The organism is Streptosporangium carneum (genome assembly GCF_027922005.1).
Classification (GTDB): domain Bacteria; phylum Actinomycetota; class Actinomycetes; order Streptosporangiales; family Streptosporangiaceae; genus Streptosporangium; species Streptosporangium carneum.
Genome location: NZ_BSEV01000010.1, coordinates 91998 through 111596 on the forward strand (window position 1 = coordinate 91998; position 19599 = coordinate 111596).

Genomic DNA, 19599 nt, shown 5'->3' on the forward strand with positions numbered 1-19599 from the left:
GATCGACCAATCGAGAAGGCAGTCCAGTTTGGCCTTATAGCCTCATACCTTCATCATCGCGGTAAGAATGTCCTGAGCAAGCGACAGACTGGAAGCGGCAACGAACTTTCGCCGCTGGCTCATGGCCTTTCTGATGTCGGCCACGGTGCCGAACTGGTAGTTCAATGGGATAGGACGGCCCTGAAGATCGAGGACTACTCCTCCAGCAGCGTTAAGGATGTAGTGCCCGGGCGCAAGATCCCAGATGGCGAATCCCTTTGCGAACTCGATCATCGCGTCGCTGAAGCCTGCGGCGACATGACACAACCCGATGGAGCCAAAGTCCACACCGATCCGACCTCGGCTGGCACCGTCCTGAGAGGGTCGGCTCAACTCCTCTATCAGGCGAGTCTGCCGGGCGAGTGGTTGGAAGCGTTCGGAAGGCTTCATAGAGTAGTTCGTGATCAACGACTCTGGTAGCGAAGTAGACCGCTCCAGTCGCAATGCATGAGGGGTCTTTTCCTCCGTGAAGACGAAAGCCTGTTCTTGCCCGGCATCGTCACGGGCTGCGAGATAGATCTGGAGGTGGTGAAAGATGTCACCAACTATCGCTGCGATCGGGCGCTCGAGGCTACGTGAGTAGACCAGGACATGTGTGTAGCCGTACAAGGCTCGGACAGCTAGTTCGCTCGTGTCGAGTGGATCGACCAGAACGCACAGGTCGGGGTCCGGATCATCTCCGATTATCTGGAGATCTGCCTCCTCTGAGGCATAGACGTACGATGGAATGATCTCTGTCAGCAGTTCCTGATAGCGCTTGTGCATCCACAGGTCATATTCCGACAGAAAGTTGTCGGCATGTCGAAAGTTTCGGCTCTCCGAGCGATCACCCGATAGTGCGGCCTCGATCAGTTGGGGACGAATCTCACTGATCACCGTCGCAACCAACTCGGCGAGGTTCTGCGCAATACCGGATAGAGGGGACTGGGACGTCACGATACACCTCGGTTCTGTCAGCGTAGCTCTAGGGGCGGTTCGATGCCGGGAGGACTCATCGTTGCAGCGATAAATACCGCTTTGAAGTCCGCAGCTCGCATGATGCCCGCACCGGTCAGGTCGTCGAAGCTGGCTACTTCAAGGTTTCGGCCCTTGGTCATAGCACCGAAGACGGCGAAGTAGATCTCCGCATCTGGGTAGCGACTGCGGATCTCTCGGGTGATGAATCCAACGACGTCCGCGTGCTTGACCTCGAAGTCGCATAGGACGATCGTCGGGGCTCCTGGCAGGTCCGGATACACCGAGGCCCGATCGAGAGCGATGAGGTCCCGTCTCTTGTTGCACTTTAAGTATCCGATGGGACATCGCCCAAACTGGGCAGATGCGAGGAAGGTCGCCATCACTAGGCCAGCTTCGTTGATCCCGAAGCAGGCATCAACGTCTACGCGACGTCCGACGTTCTTGATCTGCTGGACAAGCCGTTCCATCCCATATCCGAACGACGTCCAAGTCAGGTTCAGCAATTGGCCTGGTTTGGGGTTCGGCAGAGAGTACAGGCAGATCTCCGGGTTGCCGTACTCGACAGTTGGGACGGCAAGGTTGAAGTCAGGACCTATGACGTTGGCTTCAGCGGAGATCACCTGCGAGTCCAGCTTGGTCGGGTGCCCTTCTCGCCCTGTCCCTGATTCAGATGGCTCGTTAGGCGAATCGGCTGCGGTGAACTTCTTCAGTGAAAGCTGATCTTCGGGCGCGAGGCGCTCATATGCTTCAGCGACTAGATCACTGGGAGAGATGTGATCATTTGCCACGCCCAGGGGGCCACTGCTGTACGCAGTAGCAAGAATCAACAGGCTTGAGAAGGATGGAGGCGATGCATTTCCACGGCGGGCACGCGCCCATGTTTCCCAAGCGTTGATGGAGGTACCACCCAGGCTGGTTTGATGCCCAGTCACCTCGTTGTACCGGACAGCGGCTTGGTCCTGGGAGAGACCACACACATAGCGGTGGGCCTGAAGGCTGGATATGTCAGGATACCGATTCATCAGCTCGACGGCGGCCTCCTTGACCGAGCCCGTCTCCTGCCATAACTGCCTACCGATACGTGCCAGTTCGCGTCCCCGTGCCTGAGGGCTTTCTCCACCCCGACTCTGGGTAAGCATCGCCTGCCTCCTCATGATTTCGCCGTTAGGTTACCCATCCCAATGGGCAACAACTTGAAGATCGACGAAAAACGCAGGTCAGCACCACCCGTAGATCCGAGTAATTGCGGACTCTGTCATAGGTGTGAGGGAGACCCACCAAGTTCTACCGTCGTTGCATGATCCCTAGACAGACAGCAGGCGGACAGCGGCCTGACCAGCGCGCCCGCGACCTGCGCCACGTGCATCCCGGAATCCCCCAGCTCATGCCCGCAGTTCCACGTGTCGCCCGCAGCCTGGATCGTGGCCCTCACAACCCCCGCTGTGGTCCTGGAGGACATGTACAACCCCAACATGAACGGAAACCCGTTCACACAGATGACCTCAACTTTTTCGTCGGCCTGGACGAGCCGAACCTTCTTCGTTATGCACTTGCCACACAGTTGGTCGTTCGCATCGAGGACATGCAGCCAGCGCCGCACCTAGCGGACATCCCCTAAACCCGCGGCGACATGGAGAGTCCTCCTCCTGTGCCGCCGCGACAAACTCCCCACGAGCGGCGGTGCGCGACTTTCCGGGGCCGCACGCGAGGTTAGACGGACCGCACAACACCCTGGCCACGAGACCAACTCGCCCTTCACCCCCGCCAGGGGGGCACGCGAAGGGCGACAACCCTCTTGCGGCCACGGACACCACGGCCCCTTTCCCCTCTACGAAAGGAACGCCACGAGATGGAAAGACAACTAGAGTTCGATCGGTGGTTTGGCCACGCCAAGACCCTAGTACTCCAGCCGACCACGCTATGCAACCTCGATTGCGTGTACTGCTATCTGCCGTTCCGGCGCCTCAGCAATGAGATGTCCCCCGAGGTCGCCCAGGCCGTTGCCGACTCGGCGGCGGAGCTGACCGATCCCAGCGGCCCACTGGACATCGTGTGGCACGGCGGGGAACCCCTAGCCCTGGGACTGCGCAAGTTCGGCGCGCTGCTCGCGCCGTTCGAGGACCTGCGTCAGGCAGGTCGGATCCAGCACAGCGTGCAGACCAACGCCACCCTCATCGACGACGAATGGTGTGACCTGGCCGCCCAGAACGAGGACAACGTCTCCGCGCCCGCCGTGGCGAAGGCGATCGGCAAGATGAACAACCCCTCGCTGACAGGAGCGCTGGCGAAGCTGTGTCCCTCGGTGGCCCAGGCCCAGGAGGACGAGGAGGAGCGAATGCGGGCGGAGAACGACGCCTACATCGCGGCGGCGAAGAAGCGCTGCTCCTCCCACCCCCGCCACCAGCCGAAGATCAGGCCGGTACGGCAGGCTCGCGCGACCATGTGGACGGAGTTCTGGTACATCAACGCGTGGGACGAGGGAAACGAGGGCGGATCGACCGGCGACATGGTCGCCGACCTGGTCGGAAGCGCACCCGGCGCGCTGGACATCTGGGCCGCGGACGAAATCGGCCACGCGTGCGTGACAGGCGAGGCCTACAGACGCCGTCCTCCCGTGGAGACCCGAGGCTGGGAACAGGTCGTCGAGGTCGGCTACACGACCGCGAAGGGAACCCTGTCCATCGTGGGCGACAACGGCGAAGAGCTTCCCGATCTCGCGGTCAACGGCCCAGGAGACTACCGGGTCCGCGTCCACGTCCGAGGCCGCAAGGCCGTACGGGAGAACATCGACACCCCGGATGCCACCGTCCAACTATTGATCATGGTCTTCCCAGGCAAGGAGAAGAAACCCACGATCTACCGCGACTACCCGCAGAAGACCCGGAAATAGGCGCGACAGACCTTCCCCAAGTCACACAGCCACGTCCTTCACACAGGGAGATCCCAGCTCGGCCCGTCGGGTTCGCCCAACCAGACGTACTGGCGCTCTCTGGTGACGGTGAGCCCGTAGGCGGACTGGTGCGGAGAGCCAGCCGCCTGCCAGGTCAGAACGGCGTCCTCGACCGCGTCCCACAACCGCAAAGGCCCGTGCTGGTGAACCGTCCACCCGCCTTCCGGGTCGGGCTTGGTGGTGGCCTGCGACCCGGTCGCCACGTCCAGCAGGACGACCTCGTCGCCACCGCCCACCTTCATCGCCGACGGCGCGGCCAACTGTCCCACGAACAACCCGGCCGGATCGTCCAGCACTCGAGGATCCACCCGGCTGCTCCGCCCATCCCCGATCCCGAGATAGGGAGCCGCCATCGGCGGCGGCCCATGCGGGCGAGCCGTCATGAAGTAGACGTCGTCCTCCAGGAATCGTCCACTCGCGGTGCCGTCGTCGTCGAGCGTGAGACGCGCGAACGCACTGCCGTACATCCACCCGGAGAGCGGGACGGTGATCGTGCCGCCGTCACGCACCTGCCACAGCCAGGGGAACGGGATGTAACGCACGGAGCAGGTGGCAATCAGCCGATCGTATTCGGCGTTCTTCTCATAACCCGCGAGACCGTCACCGGTCACGAGCGTGGGCGTGTATCCGGCGGCAGTGAGCGCGTCACGGGCCCGGCCGGCTACGGCGGGGTCGTATTCGATCGAGGTCACAGCCTTGGAACCGAGCCGATGACACATCAGCGCGGTGGAGTACCCGGTGCCCGTGCCGATCTCCACCACTTTGTCCCCATCGGAGATCCGCGCGGCCTCCAACATCCGTACGACCAAACCGGGCAGTGTCGAGGACGAGGTGGGCGCTCCTTGGACGAGGCCGTGCGCGTCCGTGACCATGACCCCGTCGATCTGCGTCACCCACGTCTCATCGCGATAGACCAGCTCCAGCCACTCATCCGCGCCCACCTCCTCGCGATGGATCACTTCCCATCCCTCGCCGTACTTGGTGGCCCTGGCGATCGCGGAACCAAGAAACCGTTCACGCGCCACGGCCTCGACCGCGTCCCGCCATGCCGGGCCGCGCAGGGATCCGGTCAGGGCGAGCTGATCGGCGAGGGCACGACGAAGCCGTACGGCAAGGCCGGATGTGGCTTTGGCGGTCATGTCGGTTCCTCCAAGAGCAGGCCGGCTATAGCTGCGGCGATCGGCAGCCCGGTGGCGTCTTCGAGCCACCCCCACTGTCCGTTGGGATTGCATTCCAGGAACACCGGAACACCATCTTTGGTGAGCGCGAAATCGAACGCGCCGAAGCGCAGGCCGAGTCCTTCGAGGTAGGCGAGACAGCCATCGGCGAGTCCGGGCGGCGGATCGACCACCGTGTAGGAAAGGCGGTCGTAGTCCTGCCGCCAGTCGAGCAGGCCGGAGTCGATCCGTACGCAGAACACCCGCCTTCCGACGACGGTCACCCGAAGGTCGGCCACCTTGTCGACACGTGCCTGGAACAGGTGCGCGGCACGGCTGACAGTGTCGTCCACGTCATCAGGCTCGACCTGGGTCGTCCAGATGGTGGCGGGATTCCCGTCGGCACCGTTGCACGAGGTGGCCCGCAGCGGCTTGTAGACGATCGGACCGTACTCGGCCGCGAAAGCACAGGCATCATCCGCCCGGTTGGTGATCAGGGTGGCGGGAACGTCGAATCCGACCTGACGCGCCATGGCGAGCTGAAGGGGCTTGTGCTCGGCGGCGGTGATCGCCCACGGGTGGCTGACGTACGGGCACGGCAGAGCCGCGAGGACTCCGCCAACCCCGAATCGGGTCTGTGTTCCGACGAACCGTTCACCCTGCGACGGACTCTCAGACAGGTACGGCGTGGGCCGCCGATAGTAGACGGCCCGCACCCGTTCCAGAACGATCCGCCGTGACCGGGTGGTGAGGACGCCGTGCGGAGGAAACCTTCCGAACCACGCCGACAGCTCGGCGTCGGCGGGAAAATCCACGCCGGGGTCAAAGCGGGCGACACACACCTCGCGCCGGTTCAGATGGTTGATGACCATGTCCGCTGTCGGATCGTCCAGGCAGGTGAGCACCAGGATCACGGGGCGGCCGTCAGTCGTTGTCGTAGTCGGTGACGGTGGTCTGATCCGAGGGTGGAGGACTCTGGCCGTCGCCTCCTCCCCCGGTCCTTTGCGTCTTACTGGTCTGCTTGTTGGTGCCGTGCTTGCCCGCCTCGATGAGCTGCCCGCTCGTCGTGTCGCGGTGGACACCGGTCTGGGTGACGGGATCCAGCTCGACGCTGTACGGCGCGCTTTCCCCGATCACGAACGGGACCAGCCTCGTGAGACCCCATGGCTGTCCGTGCGAGTCGTTCATGGCTGCGTCCTTTCCCCGGCGTGTCCCGGGAGGAGCGGGGGTGGGGTGATGCCTTCGCCAGAGCAGGGCCAGGACGTGTCGACATCCAGGGATCAGACCTGACTGTCTGTGAGGACACGCTCCGACGGTAGGAATCCACGCCCTGCCAGGTCAACGAGATTGCTTTGGATTGCTCGAAAACCCATGAGCCTCACTGGCTAGTCGCAATCTCCCGACTCCGCCTCCGCGCGCAGCTCCGTCAGCACCTGCGCGATCACACTGCGGGCATCACGGCCGTAGCGCGCGATGCTTGCCAGGGCGTCGAAGACCTTCGCGTAGATCTCGATCTCACCCGGCTGCACGAGGGTGAGCTCGGCCGCAAAGGTCTCGACGAGCACCGTGTGGTCTTCCAGGATGTGGAAGCCGTGCAGAGGTGTAGCCGCGTACGACTCCCTCAGCGGAATGATGCCCAGTTTCAGTCTGGGAAGAGAGGTGGCCAAGGAGAGGCGGTCAAGCTGCTCCATCAGGATTTCGCGGGGAGCCGTGCCGTATCGCAGCGCCGCCTCGGTCATCACTATGTGAACGTCTGCTTCGTACAAGATGTCCTGGCGTTTGAGACGCGCTTTTATCCCTTCCTCGATGTCGTCACGAGCACCCCAGATGTGAACCGACCTCTTGAACCGCTCCCGCATGTATGGGGGGATCTGAAGCAAACCAGGAATGACCGAACACTGAAACGATCGGATCCGGCCGCTACGAGATTCGAGCTCGCGGATCTCCTCCTGGCGCACCCTCACCCCGTCACGGATTCGGCGACGCCATTCCATGTACTTCGACTCCAGGGAGCGAAGCTCGGCGACAAGGTCGGCCCCTCTCTCCTGAGCGTTCGCGATCTCCAGCCAGGTCCGGATGTCAGCCTCGGTGGGCGTCTGTTTGCCCAGCTCGATCTTGCTGACCTTGGATGCCTGCCATCCGGCCCGGCCGGCAAGCTCCTTGCCGCTCAGACCCGCGTCGAGCCGGGCCTCCCGCAGCTTGAAGCCGAGTGATTCACGTGCCTGGCGGATGTTGCTAGACACGCTTGGCGAACTCCTCGCGAGACACGGAAAGCTTTCGGGCGAGATCGAACCACCTGCAGTGCTCGGCTACGACGACAGGGTCATCGATCAGCTCCGCCCCCAGAAGCGCGCCATCCTCTTCTCCGAAATGAAGGACCGCCGACAGGGAACGATCAAAGCACCACACATCGAACTGAGGAATGTTCGCCTTGAGCGCGGCATCACGATCCAGGTACCGGATGTCCTCGCCTGCCGCATTGTTCGCCTTAGCTCCATGCAGCCCGAATCGGGCATAGCCTGACAGCGGAAGGGAGACAATCCGAACTCTCTGAAAGAGTCGCCCTTCCGTCGCCGCCTGACGAACCGAGTGGAGCCACGGCCTGTTCGCCCATTCCGGATCGGGATTCCCCTCCAGGAATCGACGGAGCGGCTCCTGCTCGACCGGCGAGTTGTAATGGTCCCGCGTCTCCAAACGCTGGGCGGTAGACCGGAAAAAGGTGAAGAGCTCCTGGAAGCGGTCACCTCTGACTAGCTCCGTCACCCTTGCTACTCCTTCGGGATGAACTCAAGCATCTCGCGGGGAATCTCGACGATAGCCTCGCCCAGGCCGAGGTTGACGGCATCGCCGAGCGCTTGGGGGTCGAGGACGAGCTTCCCCTGGATGGCCACCGTGCCGTTGGAGGTCTCGTAGGCGGCAGGACAGTCACCGTTCTCGGAGGACGTACCGAGGAACCGCAGGCGCATGAGCATGATCCTTTCGAGCGATTGCCAAGGATTGCGAGCAACACCGACTCTGAACGACACAACGAGCGCCGTCAACGCTCCGTACAGGCTTTGAAGCCAACCACTCCCAGTAGGAAAGCTTCAGCCCCCACCCGTCCTCAGAGAAGAGACCTCTAGGCCGCTCCATCCTCCGGCAAGGACATCGGTGACGACAGCTCATCAATCTTGTTGGTGAGAGCGAAGCATCCATGTCCGAAGGCATGCTCATCACCGACCTCGCCGCGCTCGCCCTGTTGGACATGCCTGGCTGTGAGACGGTGACCGAGACCTTGTGGCGATGTCTACAACGCAGTGGCCTGGAGCGCCCCAGTGCGCTTCTACGGAGGGCACGACGTGCATCTTCGACGGGTCGCTCCACCAGTCGGCGAGTACGCGCTTGGCCTGGCTAGTGACAGCGAACAGGTTGAGGACATCCCGAACTGAGGTCCAGAAAATCGCCATGGCCGCCCGAAGGGATGGGAGTGCTCGCTTGGATTGAGCCGCTCCTCATCCGAAGTGCGCGGTGGTGCCGGTATTTCTGGACTTAGCGGCCATCTGCCGATAGTTGCCGAATCCTGCCGCAAACCTCTACGCTCGCGCCAGAGATCTTGGTGAGGAGACCCTTGACGGACACCGTCTGGATGAACTGGCAGAACGACCAACTGGGGGCTCGCATCCGTGTGGCCCTCTGGCTCCACAACGAGATTGGTGAGGGCAATCGGTTCAACAAGCAACAGCTGCGGCAGGCAATCCCGGATGTAGAGCAGGTCGACCGCCGCATGCGGGATCTCCGTCCTGCCGGCTGGATCATCAGGACCTACCGGGACATGGCCAACCTCAGTCCGGACGAACTGCTTCTAGAGAAAATTGGAGCACACATCTGGGAGCCGGGGCAGCGATCCGCTGGGCTGCGCGCGATCAGCAGCAAACTCCGGCGGGAGGTCTTGGAGCGGGATCACCATCGGTGCGTGCGCTGCGGGATCAGTGCGGGCGAGCCGTACCCGGACGACCCCAGCAGCAGCGCCCGGCTCACGCTTGGACATGTCACACCACACAAGCACGGGTCCGCCGCACATCTCGAAAACCTCATCACCGAGTGCGCACGCTGTAACGAGGCGGTGAAGCATCTGACAGGTGTCCAGTTCTCCGCAGAACAGGTCTGGGACCGGATCCAAGAGCTTCCAAAGAGAGAGAAGCAGAAGCTACTGGCCTGGATGGCTGCAGATCGTCGGCTCATGCTGGAGACAGAACAGGTCTGGGCGCTATACCGGCAGCTCCCTGCCATACATCGGGAGGCTCTTAACAAGAGGCTTGGAACAGTTCTGGGCACGGGCGATGGGAGCGCAAGTTGAGCGTTGGCGAAATGGCCCCCGATTCAGCGCTTGAAGCAGTCTTCACCCGCCTCATGGCCCTCGACGAGGACGGCGCCAGGACGGGGAAAGCGATCAGGCGGACCTTCGACATGCTCTTGGACGGCCAGCACACTGGACGCTTCCGCTGGGAGCAGCTGCACAAGACCGAGAAGACACATTGCGGCACTCTGGTCGAGATCAACTTGCAGCGAGAGTTTGAGTTTTCCGACGGAGAGGTTCTCGACTATTCCATTGAAGGCGTCGAGGTGGACTGCAAGTACTCACAGGATATTGGAGAATGGATGATCCCCCCGGAGGCGGAGGGGCATCTACTCTTGGGCCTGTGGGGTAATGACCAGCTCGGACGATGGTCAGCAGGCCTTGTTCGAGCCCATCCAGACATGCTGACATCAAAGAAGGGAAATCGCGATCGTAAACGACGCCTGACAAAGGAGGGCAAAGGCACCATTCGCTGGCTGTTCCAGAACGCTCCCCTTCCCGAGAATGTCCTGCTCCGCATGCCAAAGGAAGATGTTGCTGCCATCTTCAGCTGTGGGCCGACCGGCCACAAATGCGAACGCCATGGGAGCAAGCGCGTAGACGAACTCTTCCGCAGGGCGCAGGGTCGGCTAGTCGGCCGAACCGCCGTCGCCACCGTGGCGCAGCAAGAAGACTATATGAAGCGTGTCCGAGGAAACGGCGGTGCGCGCTCTAACCTCAAGCCTGAAGGCATCGTCATCTTCGGCCAGTACGACAGTCACAGAGCGCTTGCCCGCCAGCTTGGAGTTCCAGTTCCTGGCAGTGGTGAGTCGATCAGCGTAAGGCTAGCCCAGCGTCACGCTCTACATGGAAACCTCCCGTATATCCATCTCGAAGGCAAGGAGTGGGTGGTGGCAAGGCCCGACGATCCAGTAGAGCCCGCCCCCATGCTCCCTGACACAAAAAAGTCCTCCACGGAGGACGAGTAGTGCGCTAAAGCGTGTTCGGCGAATCCCCTCAGGAGCTCGCATCTCATACCCCCCGCTTGCTCATAGGGGCTGGACCGCACATGCGGTCCGGCCCCTATGGCGTTCCTGTCTCATATTGGCTTGACTTTGCCGCTTCTTTACGTACTGTTGACCATGACGTAGGAGCATGCGTCACTCTGCAACCCCGGACAGGCGCCGACCTGAACGGGTATAGGAGAGGCCCGGGAAAGCGCCGTAGAGCGCTGAGGCCGACCCAGCGGAGTGGAGATGTGTCTCCAACGCTCCCTGCTTGCGGGCCAGACCTGCGAGATAGGGAAGCGAGGGCCGGTTCGGCGTCTCCGGTTCCCGCGTGTTTGCTCCGCGGGAGAGGTTCCTGCGGCGTTGGGAGCCGAGGAGGCAACCACAGTGTCATCGAACATCACGTCTCCAAGTCCGGACGCGCTTTCCAAGCCGATCAGGCTGGTCCCGCCCATCCCTGACTCGGCAGACCACCGGGCCCTTCGTGCCGCTCTGAAGAAGCACGGTATGAGTGATCGTGCCGCCGGCGCCATTTCCACGATCTGGACCAACCCCAAGGCGGTCTTGCCCCAGGTCAGCAATCCGCAGCGGCGGAGGATCCCCGGCGCGTACCAGCTGGTAATCTCGGGCGAGGTGTACACGGCGAGGCTGGTGCCGGACCCGTACAACCCACGTAACGCTGACCTGGTCCAGTTCGCGCTGGCGGAGACCAAAGATGCCCCTCCTGCCGCGCTCGCGGCCGCGACCGAACATGGCGTCGGCGAGATGGCGGTCCACGTCGCGAGCCCTGAGGAGCTCACCAGGCAGCTCAGGTGGGCCATTCAGACGACGCGTAACCGCAACACCCCCAACCCCAGTATTGCGGAGCAGGGGATCATGGATCCCCCGATCGGTGTGGCAACGACGTTCTTCTTCGAGGAGGACGAGGCTATGCCGATGACCTATCCCGTGGTGAGGGAAGGCTCCTCCCGTGTCAGCCACGGTCACTGGCATCTCAATGTCAGCGCCAATGAGGTGCTCCATCAGCTGCCGCGCAGCGCAAGCAGCATGGAAAGCCACATCACCAGGCTCAACAGTTACGCCGACAAGCCTGTCGATGAGATCGAGCCAACGGAACAGGCGGCAGTGCGGTGCGCCGTCACCGAGTTCGAGCTGATCATCGGAGTGGAGCCCGACGTCCCTGGAGCGGTTGACCTGTCTCAGGCGATCAAAGCGAGGGTCGCCCAGGACCACCTCAACCCGAAGACTCGGTGGACTACGGAGTCTAAGAACACCTCACTCGCCGAGGAGTGCCTACTTTCCGCGCGGAAAGCGGACGTCCTCGGGTCTGATAATGAGGCGATGTGGCTTGGAGGCTACCTGACACGCGACGACGCTTCCCGGCTCAAGATTCCACCGTACGGGGACGATCGGGCTGCATGGATCATCCACATGTTCACCACGAACGAGAAGACGACGCACGACGCGATCCGAGCACCGATCGCCCTTGTACTGACAAGTGACGAGGATGCTCCTTCCCGTAGGCGGGCAGTCCGTGTGGAAGGGAACACCAAGCTGCCCCTGGGCATCGAAGTGATCGCCCGCGAACTGCACGGTGCTCCCCTCTTCCCGGAGGCGAAGGTCACCCAGTTCCGCAAGCTGCTCAAAGAAGCGCTGCCCCGTAACCTCAGCACTCGTGGACTCTGGAAGCGGACCAAGCGGACTCCTGAGGCTCTGTTCGAAGCCGCGTTCAAGGAACTATCCGACGGCTTTCCCGGTGGCCCCGCCGGAACCGAACTGTGGGTACGAGCCGCCTACGTGCTCTGCAAGCACGGAATGATCGGCGGACCGCGTCACGACCAGGGTCCTGAGGGTGACCGGCGTCCTGCTGGTGAGGTCCTTGAGGCTCTGCTAAAGACGGAGGCTGGGCTCCGGCATCTGCGGCAGGTCTTGGAGGACGACCGCGTCGGCCTGCGGCCCCGGCGGGTTAATGATCAGGGGCAGCCCCTGAAGACCGCTGCGGGCGCCGACGTTGTGATCAGCAACAACTTCCTGCGTGACAAGCTCGCCCCTAAGGACGGAGTGGCAGAGGATTCGATCCTGCCGGAGGATGGGGCCCGCAAGCGCTTCAGCGCGGCCATGGAGACCGTGCAGAAAAGCGTCCGTCAGCTGGATGACAGCATGCGGAACCTCGCAGGCATCTACATGCCGGGCGACGCGATTCCTCTGGTGGAACAGACCGGTAAGCCAGACATCCTGCTCCTCCGAGAAGATCTCAAAAAGCTGGAGGACACCGCTGACGGCTGGCTGATCGCGGTCATGGAGGCCCAGAACGGAAACTCAGACTATGAGGACGACCTGTCTGAGGAGGAGACCAACTGATGAAGCGCATGGTGTACATGGCCCTCACCGACCTCGCTGGGAGGCGCCTGCTTCACAGGATGCCCCTACCAATGCGACCGCTTCCGGAACAGCTGCCGGACCTGTCGTGTGCTGTCTACGCAGTCGAGGACGAGAACGGCAAGGTCTGCTATGTCGGGTCTGTCTACCGGCCAGCCGATCCACATGGTCTCGCCAGCCATATCGGCGAGTATCTGCGAGAAGACCCGCGGACGAGCAAGTGGAGCAGGATCTACGTCCTGCCCCTCCAGCCGAGTACCTCTGAGGTGGAGGTACGGCGTTTTGGCGGCAAGGTCGCTGGATGGCTCCTGCCGTATGACCGGGAGCGCTGGCCTCAGGCCAGTTAAGTCCTGATCCTGGATAAGCCGGAGGGGGTGAGCCGAGATGCGGTTCACCCCCTCTATGTATCCTAATTTTTTCGCGTTGTTTGGGTGCTCTTTCAGTTGACCGCCTGACTCCCAGAGCAGATCGTCCACCTGCTCAGCGCCCCTCTGCCGGATGATGTCAGTAACATGTTGGTACTCGCGACCATGCCCATAGCGGGCTATTCACGATGGACAGCGGTTCACTTGGGACTTCTTGATCAAGAGGACCGTTACTGCAGCATACTGGGTGTTGTGCGGCCGTCTGTCTCAAAGCCCCAGTCGGCTTCAGTGAGTCGGCTTAATTGGTGATGTCGAAACCCGGCGCCTAGGGCTTGGTCGTGCCAGATACGTGCCTAAATCTGGGCTGTCGTCGAACTGATCCATATGTTTCCACTGTTCAATGGGCACGCGAGGAGTCTGTGAGGCTTCGGTCACGTCCACGCTGACGGTGTATAAGCTAACCTTCGCGTGATCCTGTTTCTACAGGTTAATTGGTGAGTTTCTGTGGGATGGGGTTGCGTGTCGGTGTGTCGCCGACGAGGACACACGTCCGGCACTTGGCCAGGATGTCCAACCCCATGTAACGGTGGCCCTCGGTCCACTCATCGGTCTGCTCGGCCAAAACCGTACCAACGAGCTGGATGATCGCGGCCCGGCCGGGAAGATCCTGACCACGTCGGTGCGGCGGCGGATCTCCTTGTTTAACCGCTCCTGAGGGTTGTTGGACCAGATCTGACACTATTGGCAAATTCCGATGGTTAGGCCGCGGTCGCGGTTGGGAGCTTTTCGAGGTGATGGCGGCGGCTAAGAGCCAGAGGGAGGCCGGTGAGCCAGGCGTCGACACGGACGAAGTTGGTTGCGGCTGCTGCCAGGACGCGCTGTAGATGGGGCTTGGCTAAGCCGAGGTAACGGGATCTGCGCAACTGGAAGCCGCGCACTGCCTGCGGGATGCTCAAGCGCCACATCCATGAACACAACCCGACTCGTACGCCTCCCGCAGCAAGATCATATATTCTTTACTGTCGGTACGATGCTGAATGCTCACTCCTGGTTGCTAGGTTGTCGGCTGGTCACGCTAGTCTCGCTCGCATGTTCGGTATCGGGCTTCACCGCTGCAACCACCGCCGCTACGGCCGCGGGAAGCGGTTCATGCTCCCAAAGCCGGACCACACGCCAGCCAGCGGCCTCGAGGGCAGAGTTGACGAGTTGGTCGCGCTCCATGTTTCGGCGAAGCTTGGGTGCCCAGTACCACTCGTTCGTGGTGGGTTGTCGGCCATGTTCCGGGCAGACATGCCAGAAGCAGCCATCGATGAAGATCGCGACCTTCTTGGCTGTGAAGACAATATCTGGACGGACCTTCACCTCAGCAACATCCAACCGGAGGTCCTTCCGGTAGCGCAAACCCAAGCGGTGCAGCGCCCTACGCAGGGCAACCTCAGGCTTGGTGTCGGAGCGCCGGTTGGCCTGCATGTTCCGGGATCGGCCCTCGTTGAGCGGCGCCGGATAAATCCCTTGCTCGTGGGCCTGCTTCCTGGCTTGGACTCTCTTGTTCTCTCCCACACTCGTTCCATTGGGCATGCGACTGACAATCTTCTACGCGAAGATACAACTGCCCAGTGGTCCACTGCCTCATCCGGACTACGCAAGGGGTCCCAGTGACCGAAAAGCAGCTTTGCATCATCGACACCCACGCTGGGGCCAACGAGCAGCTCCTCGAGCCGGAGAGCGCAAAGTTGGAGCGTGAGCTCACTGGGGCCGCTGGGTCAACACCGCCTACGTCAGAGCGCGTGGACGAACTCAAGGTCGTCGAGATCTGCGCCGGCGCGGGAGGGCAGTCACTCGGGCTGGAACGCGCAGGCTTTCGGCATCTGCTTGCCGTCGAACTCGACAGGCAGGCCGCCGAGACGCTCCGTCACAACCTCGTCAAAGTGCTCAAATACGACGAGGAGGAAGCCATCGACACTGTCAGAATTGGTGACGTTGCTGACCCGGAGGTCTGGAACCCAGACGAATATTGCGACGTCGACCTGCTTGCTGGAGGCGTGCCATGCCCCCCCTTCAGTATCGCGGGCAAGCAACTGGGCGCCACCGACGAGCGGGACTTGTTCGCATGGGCCGTGGAGCTGTGTGGCCGGATCAAGCCAAAGGCGCTCCTGCTTGAGAACGTCAAGGGTCTGAGCGGCAGCCGGTTCACAGCATATCGGCAGCGAGTACTCGACCGGTTGAAGGAGTATGGCTACATAGCCGAGTGGAAGTTGTTGCAAGCGGATCACTATGGAGTTTCACAGCTCCGACCTCGGTTTGTGCTGGTCGCCCTCAGGCCTGAGTACGCGGAATACTTCGAGTGGCCCAAGCGGTGTACGGAGGAGCCGCCCTCAGTTGGTGAGCTACTCAGGGACCTGATGGCCTTGGGTGATTGGCCTGAGGAAAAGCTGGACGAATGGGTCCAGCAGGCGAACAAGATAGCCCCAACCATCGTCGGGGGCTCCAAGAGACACGGCGGTGCTGATCTCGGTCCCACGCGCGCCAAGGCTGCATGGGAGGCGATGGGAGTCGACGCCAAGGGGGTAGCGGACGGGCCACCCGGACCGAATAACCCGAGGGTAAAGGGCGTCAAGCATCCGATGCTGACCGTAGAGATGGTCGCGCGGATCCAGGGTTGGTACGGCAGGGAGTTTGAGAAGTGGGAGTTCCGCGGCGGCAAGACCTCCAAGTATCGGCAGATCGGCAATGCTTTCCCACCCCCGATCGCGAAGGCACTCGGCGTAGCGATTAGAAAAGCTCTACTGAAAGAGGGCAACCGGCAGATTTTGGTGGAAAACACCAATGTTGTGCTGGATCCCGTCTACAAGGTTCTGCTGAGCAGCGGCCGACCATTGACGGTTGAGCAGATCGTTGAGCGGCTAGCTGATACGAATGAGCCAATGGATCAACCAGATGTCGAGCGGCACCTGAACCACCTCGGCCATGACTTCGAGCTACTGTCGGTTCAACGGTCCAACGGTGATGTCGCGTACAGTCTTGGTGAGTTCAAGGCGTTTATTGGGCAGGAAAATCATCAGCGACATGGCCTGTTCAGCAAGCACAGAGCGAAGATCAGCTGACATAGTGGCCTGATGCTGTAGCTCACTGGGGTGCTCAACATTTTTTAGACAAGTAGGCACATAACCCGACAGAGACTTACGAACCCCACCACGCTCGGTAGCTGGGTCAACATGGAGTTGCACCAATCCGATGGACAGTAATCAGCCTTGGTGTCGGCTGATTACTCCAAAGCAGACGACAGCAATACCGAACATCAAAGGATGTGCATGCGTACGCCCAAGCGGCGGATGCGTTCGCGGTAGCTGTAGCGCTCGAGGTCCAGGAGGGTCCGTACGGCCTGCTGGGCCATCGGGTGATTGCGGATGAGCAGGGGGGCGACCTTCTCGGCGCGCTCCAGCTCGGCCGTCGCGGCCTCGCGCTTGCCGCACCACAACAACCCTCGGGCGTAGTCGAGGTGGTGGTATCCAACACGGTTGGCCTGCAGGTCTTTCGGGAGCCGCACCACCTCCCCGCGGCGTACGGCCTGCGGTCCGTCACCAAGCTCGACGGCGATGGCGACGCCGTGGATATCGATGTTGGACTGGTTGGTGCACAGCTCGTAATAGTTGGTGCGCTGGCGGGATCCAAGCCGGGTGACCGCCTCGGCTGCGAGTCGGTGGCGTGACCACGCTTCGTCGGCACTGTTCTTGCGGGCTGCGGTGATCGCGGCTCGTAGCTGGAGCCCACCCCAGACTGCCAGCGCCTCTGGTTCGCCTGCGGTGTATTCGTTCTCGACGCCCGCGCACGCGGAGTCGAGCACGCTGAGGGCGTCGTTCCATGAGGTGCTGGACCACAGGTTTCGTATCCGCAGATAAGCAGCTACAGCGCCTTGGTATGGGTCTCCCGACTGCTCAGCGGCCCAGCGAACTCGGTTGGTTGCGATCAGAGACAGATCGGCGTAGCCAAGGTTGTAGGTCACGGAGTCCGCCGCCTGGTAAGCGGTCGCGAGCAGACTGAAGGCGGTGCTCCGATTCGACCCCAGGTAAAGGTGAGTTGCCGCTTGAAGCTCGGAGAGCAGGGCCGGAAGTTCGTTGGCCAGCTCCGCGTAGCGTGCCTCTCTTCGTAGCCAGTTCGCGCGATTGATTGCGGTGCTGAGTTCAGACAGCGGTCGCACCTCGCCATCCCATTCGGGCCCGAGGTCGTAGCGCTCCAGTTGGCGGCGAATCTCGGGGATCGCCGAATGACCTCGGTCCTCGGCCGGAGTGTCTCCCCGATAGGGGCGCGCGGTCAGCTCGTTGGGGTGCACGCGCAGGGCACGGGCGAGGGTGTTGATCAGTGCGATGGAGTCCAGGGGGATGCTGTCGTTCTCGACTCCTGACACCCAGGACTGCGCGCGACCGACGCGCCGGGCCAGCTCCCGCTGGGTGATGTCCATGCGTTTACGGGCGCGACGCACACGCGTTCCCACGCTCTCAGCCGCCGGATCCGAGTAGGCCATGACCTCAAAGTAGCCCGCCGCAGCGGGCTTGGCCCGTGCCTGCGTCAAAGTATCAACGGCGTTGATATCGACGCCTCTACGCGGTCGTACTGTCACTTTGAGTGAGTGGAGATAGGCGTGGGAACGTCAGGCGACACCCCCGTCACCTGATCGGGACGCCGTTCACGCCGGATCACGACTCATGAACCGCTGGAGGACGTCAGGCAGGTGTTCCTCCGGCGTCACGGCCAGATCGAAGTCCATGGGCGGCTCCGCCAGGTGGGTGGTGCCGCATGGCAGAGCCTTGATCGCACAGGAGGGTGTGACCGTGTCCAACCCTGGTGGAGCCGTCAGGATCATTCGGATCCGCTGGCATGCCGAGCGGCCGCCGTCGCCGCTTGGGTGCCGATGGTGCGGTCATCCGCCGTACGCCCATGACGCGGCCAGCCTGCCGCACCGCCCCGGTCACCTCTGGGACCAGCCCACCCCCGCCCAGGTTCGTGCCCGAATGGCGGCGCGACGCCGTCTCGGACTGTGCGGTCGGCCGCCCGTCACCGTGCCCGCGCATCCGCTGAGGCTCCGCCCCTCCACGGTTCCCACGGCGAGCCCGGGGAGCCGAGGACGCCGCTCACGACCGACCACGGCAGCTGCCGCGCCGTACGAGCACAATCCCCCCTCATACGGCAGGCGCGAACCGTACCGAGAGGCGGTGACAGTGTGAGCGGCCCTTCGCCTGCGGCGACGGACAACGGCGATCCGCCCGGTGTCATCCCACCCCGAAGTCGGCCTGGCCCTTCCATCACGAGGCCGGGTGACTCCGCGGCGAGGCTGGGCAGCGCGAATGCCGTGCCTCAGGAGGCGGTGCGTGCGCTGGCGCTGCGGTTCACCGGCTGGTGTCTCTGGTACGGCGTGGCGACAGGGCGTTGGTGGGCGCTCTCCCCTGTCTGGTGCCGACAGCGAATCGGCCTGATCGACACCGCCACCCTCGGCGAGCTGGCCGTACGGATCCAGCGGATCGAGGACTCCCGCCCTCACCTCGCCCCCTGCCCACGCCCCGTACGCCGGTCACGCCCTGTTCCCGGCACAGGGCGTGAGGCGGCTTTCCCGGCGCCTCGCCCAAGAGTCACCGAGGACACGATCGAAAGGAGTGATGAAGGTGGCGGCACGGCTTCTGGCCATGCTCATGGGCGCGTTCGCTGATCGGCTCCGCACGATGACCGATGACGTCGCAGATCTGTCTCGTCCGGACATGGGCTGGTCACCGCGGCGAGGTCCGGCGTCCCCGGATCACCCCGTGATCTCTCGGCGCTTCAGGGCGACCCCCGATCAGGTCAGGCCCGCGCGGAACTTCGTCGCCGAGATGCTCGGGGACGGTCATCCGTTCCGCGACGACGCGGTGCTCCTCACCAGCGAGCTCGCCACCAACGCCGTCGAACACCCCACCGGGCTCGTCTCCGGTCCGCGGGAGTTCCTCGTCACGGTGACGTTCGTCGTCCGGGGCGTTCTGATCACCGTCCAGGACCCCGGCTCCCTGAGGATCCCCTGCCCAAGGATCTCAGGACCGGACGCCACAGGCGGACGCGGACTTGCCCTCGTCAACAGCCTCGCCACCCAGTGGGGGTTCCACCGTGACTCCATGGGAACGGTGATCTGGTTCGAACTCAGCTCACCCAACTGAAAGAGCAGGGCCAGGAGGAGCCCGGCGGGGCGGCGTGGTGGTCTGGGCACGGTCCCTGGCCGGCCTTCGCCGTCCACACCGTCGATCAGGCCGCACGCACGGCGAAGAACCGGTCCAAGCGGATGCGGTACCCGCCCTGCTCTGATCACCGCGTTCCCCATCGGGCCCGGACTGGGCTTCCGCCCCCTCCGACCTCAGCCTTTGAACCTTTCCGGCGGGAGTGTCCAGCAGTGTTCGGCGCCCTTTATCCG

At 62.7% G+C, this 19599-nt stretch carries 18 protein-coding genes and 1 pseudogene; 7 read left to right on the top strand and 12 right to left on the bottom strand.

Going from position 1 to position 19599, the window contains the following annotated elements:
- Positions 1-42: 42 nt before the first annotated feature.
- The 3 genes from PKF00_RS22215 to PKF00_RS22225 form a co-directional block, all read right to left on the bottom strand.
- The gene (locus PKF00_RS22215) at positions 43-975 is read right to left on the bottom strand and encodes an inositol monophosphatase family protein (protein WP_271219524.1); all 933 of its coding nucleotides are present in this window, start codon (positions 973-975) and stop codon (positions 43-45) included.
- Positions 976-992: 17 nt separating this feature from the next.
- The gene (locus PKF00_RS22220; RefSeq protein WP_271219525.1) at positions 993-2135 is read right to left on the bottom strand and encodes a hypothetical protein; all 1143 of its coding nucleotides are present in this window, start codon (positions 2133-2135) and stop codon (positions 993-995) included.
- Positions 2136-2251: 116 nt separating this feature from the next.
- Positions 2252-2596 (bottom strand): hypothetical protein, encoded by a 345-nt coding sequence (locus tag PKF00_RS22225; protein ID WP_271219526.1) that lies wholly within the window; start codon positions 2594-2596, stop codon positions 2252-2254.
- A gap of 249 nt (positions 2597-2845) precedes the next feature.
- Between PKF00_RS22225 and PKF00_RS22230 the strand changes: the two genes are divergently transcribed.
- Positions 2846-3886, top strand: coding sequence for a radical SAM protein (locus PKF00_RS22230; protein WP_271219527.1), 1041 nt, complete (start codon positions 2846-2848; stop codon positions 3884-3886).
- A gap of 38 nt (positions 3887-3924) precedes the next feature.
- Here PKF00_RS22230 and tgmC read toward each other — a convergent pair whose 3' ends face one another.
- The 6 genes from tgmC to PKF00_RS22260 form a co-directional block, all read right to left on the bottom strand.
- Positions 3925-5085 carry an ATP-grasp peptide maturase system methyltransferase gene (gene tgmC, locus PKF00_RS22235; protein WP_271219528.1) on the bottom strand — a complete coding sequence of 387 codons (1161 nt, stop codon included), beginning with the start codon at positions 5083-5085 and terminating at the stop codon, positions 3925-3927.
- A complete protein-coding gene (gene tgmB / locus PKF00_RS22240) occupies positions 5082-6017 on the bottom strand; it encodes an ATP-grasp ribosomal peptide maturase (protein WP_271219529.1) in 936 nt (311 codons plus the stop codon). The genes tgmC and tgmB overlap by 4 nt, the downstream gene beginning before the upstream one ends.
- 10 nt (positions 6018-6027) lie before the next feature.
- Positions 6028-6291, bottom strand: a complete 264-nt coding sequence (tgmA, locus tag PKF00_RS22245; RefSeq protein ID WP_271219530.1) for a putative ATP-grasp-modified RiPP — start codon at positions 6289-6291, stop codon at positions 6028-6030.
- A 197-nt stretch (positions 6292-6488) separates the two neighbouring features.
- On the bottom strand, positions 6489-7346 hold the full coding sequence (locus PKF00_RS22250; protein ID WP_271219531.1) for a helix-turn-helix domain-containing protein: 858 nt from the start codon (positions 7344-7346) through the stop codon (positions 6489-6491).
- Positions 7339-7866 (bottom strand): DUF6879 family protein, encoded by a 528-nt coding sequence (locus PKF00_RS22255; RefSeq protein ID WP_271219532.1) that lies wholly within the window; start codon positions 7864-7866, stop codon positions 7339-7341. The genes PKF00_RS22250 and PKF00_RS22255 overlap by 8 nt, the downstream gene beginning before the upstream one ends.
- A 5-nt stretch (positions 7867-7871) precedes the next feature.
- Positions 7872-8069, bottom strand: a complete 198-nt coding sequence (locus PKF00_RS22260; RefSeq protein ID WP_271219533.1) for a hypothetical protein — start codon at positions 8067-8069, stop codon at positions 7872-7874.
- A 641-nt stretch (positions 8070-8710) separates the two neighbouring features.
- Here PKF00_RS22260 and PKF00_RS22265 point away from each other — a divergent pair.
- The 4 genes from PKF00_RS22265 to PKF00_RS22280 all read left to right on the top strand — a co-directional run bounded on the left by PKF00_RS22265 (position 8711) and on the right by PKF00_RS22280 (position 13151).
- The gene (locus PKF00_RS22265) at positions 8711-9439 is read left to right on the top strand and encodes an HNH endonuclease (RefSeq protein ID WP_271219534.1); all 729 of its coding nucleotides are present in this window, start codon (positions 8711-8713) and stop codon (positions 9437-9439) included.
- Entirely contained in the window at positions 9436-10407 is a 972-nt protein-coding gene (locus PKF00_RS22270; protein ID WP_271219535.1) for a NaeI family type II restriction endonuclease, read from the top strand. The genes PKF00_RS22265 and PKF00_RS22270 overlap by 4 nt, the downstream gene beginning before the upstream one ends.
- Before the next feature lie 405 nt (positions 10408-10812).
- Positions 10813-12786: a hypothetical protein gene (locus PKF00_RS22275; protein WP_271219536.1), complete on the top strand. Its 1974-nt coding sequence runs from the start codon at positions 10813-10815 to the stop codon at positions 12784-12786.
- Complete coding sequence (locus PKF00_RS22280; protein ID WP_271219537.1) at positions 12786-13151, top strand: hypothetical protein; 366 nt, start codon at positions 12786-12788, stop codon at positions 13149-13151. The genes PKF00_RS22275 and PKF00_RS22280 overlap by 1 nt, the downstream gene beginning before the upstream one ends.
- A 505-nt stretch (positions 13152-13656) precedes the next feature.
- On the opposite strand, the pseudogene PKF00_RS22285 reads toward PKF00_RS22280, so the two are convergent.
- Together PKF00_RS22285 and PKF00_RS22290 are read right to left on the bottom strand one after the other, a co-directional pair.
- Positions 13657-13904 (bottom strand): annotated as a pseudogene (locus PKF00_RS22285) (transposase); the annotation flags it as partial.
- Between the two features lie 306 nt (positions 13905-14210).
- Positions 14211-14729: a very short patch repair endonuclease gene (locus PKF00_RS22290; protein WP_271219538.1), complete on the bottom strand. Its 519-nt coding sequence runs from the start codon at positions 14727-14729 to the stop codon at positions 14211-14213.
- A 95-nt stretch (positions 14730-14824) separates the two neighbouring features.
- Between PKF00_RS22290 and PKF00_RS22295 the strand changes: the two genes are divergently transcribed.
- Positions 14825-16273: a DNA cytosine methyltransferase gene (locus PKF00_RS22295; RefSeq protein WP_271219539.1), complete on the top strand. Its 1449-nt coding sequence runs from the start codon at positions 14825-14827 to the stop codon at positions 16271-16273.
- Positions 16274-16467: 194 nt separating this feature from the next.
- Here the strand turns inward: PKF00_RS22295 and PKF00_RS22300 are convergent, their stop codons facing one another.
- On the bottom strand, positions 16468-17691 hold the full coding sequence (locus PKF00_RS22300; protein ID WP_271219540.1) for a helix-turn-helix domain-containing protein: 1224 nt from the start codon (positions 17689-17691) through the stop codon (positions 16468-16470).
- A gap of 1273 nt (positions 17692-18964) precedes the next feature.
- Between PKF00_RS22300 and PKF00_RS22305 the strand changes: the two genes are divergently transcribed.
- Entirely contained in the window at positions 18965-19348 is a 384-nt protein-coding gene (locus PKF00_RS22305; RefSeq protein ID WP_271219541.1) for an ATP-binding protein, read from the top strand.
- The last annotated feature ends 251 nt before the right edge of the window (positions 19349-19599 follow it).